Origin of the sequence: Bacillus sp. 7705b (assembly GCF_002289525.1) — a bacterium.
Lineage (GTDB): Bacteria > Bacillota > Bacilli > Bacillales > Bacillaceae > Bacillus > Bacillus halotolerans.
On sequence record NZ_NSDH01000071.1, the window covers coordinates 1 to 3,489 of the forward strand.

5 protein-coding genes are annotated in these 3,489 nt (G+C 42.4%); all 5 read right to left on the reverse strand.

Annotated features, from left to right (window positions below; genetic code table 11):
- Positions 1–155: 155 nt before the first annotated feature.
- The gene (gene bofA / locus CJU60_RS21125) at positions 156–419 is read right to left on the reverse strand and encodes a sigma-K factor-processing regulator BofA (RefSeq protein ID WP_024123600.1); all 264 of its coding nucleotides are present in this window, start codon (positions 417–419) and stop codon (positions 156–158) included.
- A 66-nt stretch (positions 420–485) separates the two neighbouring features.
- On the reverse strand, positions 486–710 hold the full coding sequence (locus CJU60_RS21130) for a YaaL family protein (protein WP_024123599.1): 225 nt from the start codon (positions 708–710) through the stop codon (positions 486–488).
- 18 nt (positions 711–728) lie between these two features.
- On the reverse strand, positions 729–1,325 hold the full coding sequence (gene recR, locus CJU60_RS21135; RefSeq protein ID WP_024123598.1) for a recombination protein RecR: 597 nt from the start codon (positions 1,323–1,325) through the stop codon (positions 729–731).
- Between the two features lie 14 nt (positions 1,326–1,339).
- A complete protein-coding gene (locus CJU60_RS21140; RefSeq protein ID WP_014112282.1) occupies positions 1,340–1,663 on the reverse strand; it encodes a YbaB/EbfC family nucleoid-associated protein in 324 nt (107 codons plus the stop codon).
- A gap of 23 nt (positions 1,664–1,686) precedes the next feature.
- The gene (gene dnaX, locus CJU60_RS21145) at positions 1,687–3,381 is read right to left on the reverse strand and encodes a DNA polymerase III subunit gamma/tau (RefSeq protein WP_024123597.1); all 1,695 of its coding nucleotides are present in this window, start codon (positions 3,379–3,381) and stop codon (positions 1,687–1,689) included.
- Positions 3,382–3,489: the final 108 nt, after the last annotated feature.

Below are 3,489 nucleotides of genomic sequence, written 5' to 3' on the forward strand. Positions count from 1 at the left end.
CTTTGTCGCCGCTCTTTAAGCGACTTTGTAATCATAACATTTTACGCCGTTTCCGTCAACAACTTTTTTCGTAATTTCTTTAAAAAGCTTATCCGTCATCAGCGACGTATATTAGAATAACACCCTTACGTCTTAAAGTCAACATATAACATGAATTAAATAATAAAATGCTTAATCACTACTAATGCTGCTATTCCCGGTATGCCCAAGATTCCGCTTATGGCTGTTGTGACAATATTAATCGGCACATGGATGCCGAGGCTGCCTCCGAACATGTTCACACATACCAGCAACAAAGCACCCGCTACACATTTAACAGCAGTTATACCAATCCACTTTAAAGGCTTTGCAGGCGAACCTGATAAAAATAGAAGAACAACTAGTCCTAAAATAATCCCTATAATAAAAATAGGCTCCATGAATCTTCTCATCCCCTTCACTTGTTCTAGTACAAGCTTATGAGAAGATCCAGGAGTTTAGACCACTTACTTCCACCGGCTGATTTTCAAATTCCGCTGTTTCGCTTCCCTCAAGTAAAAAAAATACTTTGCTTCAGCTACCTTCAGCTCGCATAAAACCTCAGCTGATGGTTCAAGGCTTTTTTCAACCAGCTTCTTTTGCCTGTTCCACTCTTCCTTTTGCTTAAAAAGCTGCTCGATTAGTTTTTCATCAAACTCTCTTCTCAATGTTTTCTTGCGAAGAAAACCCATGGATCGCTTTTTCCTCCCTTACAATTCACGTCTTCCTTCAAGTGCCTTAGAAAGAGTGACCTCATCAGCATATTCCAAGTCACCGCCGACGGGCAGTCCGTGGGCAATACGGGAGAGCTTAATACCAGATGGCTTCAAGAGCCTTGATATATACATCGCTGTTGCTTCCCCTTCTATATTAGGGTTTGTTGCGAGAATCACTTCTGTCACTTGATCATCCTGTAATCGTTTTAACAATTCTGGTATTTTTATATCCTCTGGTCCGATGCCGTCCATTGGAGAAATGGCGCCGTGGAGAACATGATACTGGCCGTTGTATTCTTTCATTTTCTCCATAGCAATAACATCCTTAGGGTCTTGCACAACACAAATAATGGACTTATCCCTTCGTGAATCTTCACATATATAACAAGGGTCCTGGTCTGTAATATGCCCGCAAACTGAGCAATATGTCAGATTGCGTTTCGCATTTACCAACGCTTTCGCAAAATCTAATACCACATCTTCTTTCATACCTAGAACAAAAAAAGCCAGACGGACCGCTGTTTTCGGTCCGATCCCTGGCAATTTCATAAAGCTGTCGATCAGCTTTGATATTGGTTCAGGATATTGCATTTTCTTTTATCCCCCTAGAACAAACCTGGCATGTTCATTCCTTTTGTAAATTGACCCATTGTTTCGTTTGTGATCTCGTCAACTTTTTTCAAGGCTTCATTCGTTGCAGCAAGCACTAAGTCCTGGAGCATTTCGATATCTTCCGGGTCAACTACATCTTCTTTAATGATGACATCCAGAATTTCTTTTTGGCCGTTTGCTTTAACTGTTACCATACCGCCGCCTGCAGTTCCTTCAACTACCTGTTCTGCAAGCTCTTCTTGAGCCTTGGCCATATCCTTTTGCATTTTTTGCATTTGTTTCATCATTTTTTGCATATTTCCCATTCCGCCACGCATATTATCCACTCTCTTTCATTTTGTTAGTCTTTTATTTCAATTAAATCCGCTCCGACAAGCTTTTTTGCTTCTGCAATAAGCGGATCTTCTTCAGCCGGCTCATTTGATCCTTCATTTTCCTGCTGATGATCTACTAAAAATTCTTCTCTTATTTTACCCCATTGTGCTTCTGGAACGCCAATCAAATCCATTCTTTTTCCGAGCATAGATTCTAAAATCTGTTCAAGATTAGTCCGGACACCGTTGTTATCCTCGGCGACCATTTTACAATGTATTTCATATTTGAATTTCAGTACAAATGCCGAAGAAGCTGCAGCCACAGGTTCACTGTCATTCAGCAGCGCAGCATGTGATACTTTGTTTTGCTGTTTCAGGTGAGCCAGAAGCTTGCCCCAGCTGCTTCTGAGCTGATCAAGGTCCGTCCTCGTTGCTTCCTTCAAAATTTCATGAATTCTACCTACCGGCGCTTTGTAATTGGATTTCCCGCCTTTTGGCGCACGCGGCGCTTCTTTTTTCGGACTTTCCGCCGCTGCTTTTACGCCGGTTGTTTTGAGCCGTTCTACTTCTTGCTCAAGCTGCTGGATTTTTTTCATCAGCATATCAACTTCAGGCAGGTCTGCAGCAGCTGGTTGATGAGACGTTTGGCAAATCTTCACCACAGCCACTTCAAAGAAGATGCGGGGATGGTTCGTCCATTTCATTTCCTGATGACTCTTGTTCAGGATATCAATCATTTCATATATCGCCTGGGTCGGAATTTGTTCACTCAATTCACGGAACGTTTCATCGACTTTTACTTTTTCCAGTACACCCTCTAAGCCAGGAGCTGTTTTGAACAGCAGCATGTCCCTGAAATAGAAAATCATATCCTCTATCAGCTTCGCCGGGTCTTTCCCTTGCTGAAGCAGCTCATTCAATGTTTCCAAAGCTTCAGAAACATGTTTTTCATGCAGAGATTGCGCAAGCTTTCCTATATATAATTGAGAAACTGCTCCGGTAATCAGAAGCGCATCATCAACTTTTAGCTCGTCGCCGCTGAATGAGACTGCCTGATCAAGAAGGCTCAAAGCATCCCTCATACCGCCATCTGCAGCACTCGCAATAATGTCGAGCGCCCCTTCTTCAACCTGCAGCTCTTCAGCATCAACTATTTTGTTCATACGTCCGACAATCGCTTGGGATGTAATTCGCTTGAAATCAAAACGCTGACATCTGGAGATAATGGTTAAAGGAATTTTGTGCGGTTCTGTTGTTGCTAAAATGAAAATACAATGCTCAGGCGGCTCTTCTAATGTTTTTAATAACGCATTAAAGGCGCCGATAGAAAGCATATGCACCTCATCTATGATATATACCTTATATGTGACGGCCGATGGGGCAAACTTCACTTTGTCGCGGATGTCACGAATTTCATCAACACCATTGTTAGAAGCGGCGTCAATTTCTATGACATCGGATATGGACCCGTTTGTTATCCCTTTACAGGCTGCACATTCGTTACATGGCTCATCAACAGGAGCGTGTTCACAGTTGACAGCTTTGGCAAATATTTTGGCCGCACTGGTTTTTCCCGTACCCCTTGGCCCGGAAAACAGATAAGCATGAGAAAATTTCTTTTGCAAAAGGGCATTTTGAAGCGTTTTTGTAATGTGCTCTTGTCCGACCACATCTTCAAAGCGCTGAGGCCTGAATACTCGATATAAAGCTTGGTAACTCACGGGTGCGCCCTCCTCCGTTATTCATCATTCCCATTATACATGAACCGTGTATCGATTCCAAAAGCTCTTTTACATAACAAAAAACTCACCTAATATTAGGTGAGTTTG